This is a genomic window from Methylophaga sp. UBA5088 (genome assembly GCF_002414625.1).
GTDB classification, from domain to species: domain Bacteria; phylum Pseudomonadota; class Gammaproteobacteria; order Nitrosococcales; family Methylophagaceae; genus Methylophaga; species Methylophaga marina.
The window spans coordinates 37382-38907 of record NZ_DIAC01000036.1; the positions used below are offsets into that span (position 1 = coordinate 37382).

Below are 1526 nucleotides of genomic sequence, written 5' to 3' on the forward strand. Positions count from 1 at the left end.
GATGGCCGGTGGCATTGATATACACAGTCATATTGCTGGAGGTAACGTCAACACAGCTCGGTTATTGCTGCCAGAGCAGCATCGTAATCATTTGATGCGACAAGCTGTCACACCTTTCTCTAATGCGCGTTGGTCGTCGTTCGAAACCGGTTATAAATACACTGAGATGGGCTATAGCATGGTTGTTGAACCAGCGATGTTGCCTGTTAATGCACCACAAGTGCATGCCGAATTTGCTGATATTCCTATTATCGATACGGCGGCTTTAGCCATCCTAGGTAGTGATGATTTATTGGTGAATTTAATCCGTGCTGGTGCGGGCCAGTCACAAATTAATGATTATGTGGCCTGGACGCTACATAAAACAAAAGCCCTAGGCTTAAAAGTGATTAACGCCGGTGGATCACAAGCATTTAAAGAGGGTGCCGAAACTTTTGATTTAGATGATGTTTTAAGTGATTACGGCATTTCATCACGTCAGTTATTACAAACCTTGCAGACTGCTGCTGTACAGACTGGATTACCACATCCTGTTCACGTTCATTGTAATAACTTGGGAACGCCAGGCAACATCCAGACGATTGTCGATACGATGGAAGCGGCGCAGGGATTGCCAATGCATCTGGCGCATGTGCAGTTTTATGGCTATGGCAATGAAGGTAAGTTTGGTTTTTCTTCCGCTGCAGCTCAGTTGATGGCAGCATTTAATCGTTATCCGAATATTACGATGGATGTCGGGCAGGTGCTATTTGGTCAAACGGTGACTTTGTCAGGTGACGTCATGGCACAGTTTGCTCGTCGTGGCGATGCCAGTCCCAATAAATGGCACGTCTGGCATGCAGAGAATGAGGGCAGTGGTGGTATCGTGCCTTATCAATACAAACAAACCAGCTTTGTGAATGGCTTGCAGTGGGCGATTGGCCTGGAGATATTTTTACTATCAGAAGATCCATGGCGATTATTTTTTACTACTGATCATCCAAATGGTGCGCCATTTACCCGTTATCCAGACTTATTACATTTATTAATGAGTTATGAGTATCGCATGGCTTGTTTGGAAAATCTGCATCCTGAAATCACCGAAATGACCTTATTAAAAGATCTGAAAAAAGAATTCAGTTTGTATGAGATAGCGATTATGACCCGAGCGGCGCCTGCCCGTTTACTGGGGCAGAATGACAGAGGGACGTTACAACCAGGGTCAAGAGCTGACATTGCTGTTTATCGTGAACAAGATGACAAATCGGTTATGTTCCGCCATGCTGAAAAAGTGTTTAAAAATGGTGAGCTTGTACTGAATGATGGTCGTGTAACACAACGCACTAACGGCAGTACTGTGACCGCTTCTGTTGGTTTTAATCAGGAAATTGAACAGACGGTGCAAGATTATTTTGATCGTTTTTACACGATGAAAATCAGTCATTACGGTATCACTGATGCCTTTATGGAAGAGCAGCACAGAGATTATTTAGCGACCAAACTATCAGGCCAATATTCAGCCTGAGCTTAATAAAAAAGGGCATGGT

Annotated in this window: 1 protein-coding gene; it reads left to right on the forward strand. The window is 44.0% G+C overall.

Going from position 1 to position 1526, the window contains the following annotated elements:
* On the forward strand, positions 1 to 1504 hold a 1504-nt coding region (locus B4K20_RS05100), incomplete at its 5' end, for a formylmethanofuran dehydrogenase subunit A (protein WP_289282112.1).
* Positions 1505 to 1526 lie beyond the last annotated feature (22 nt).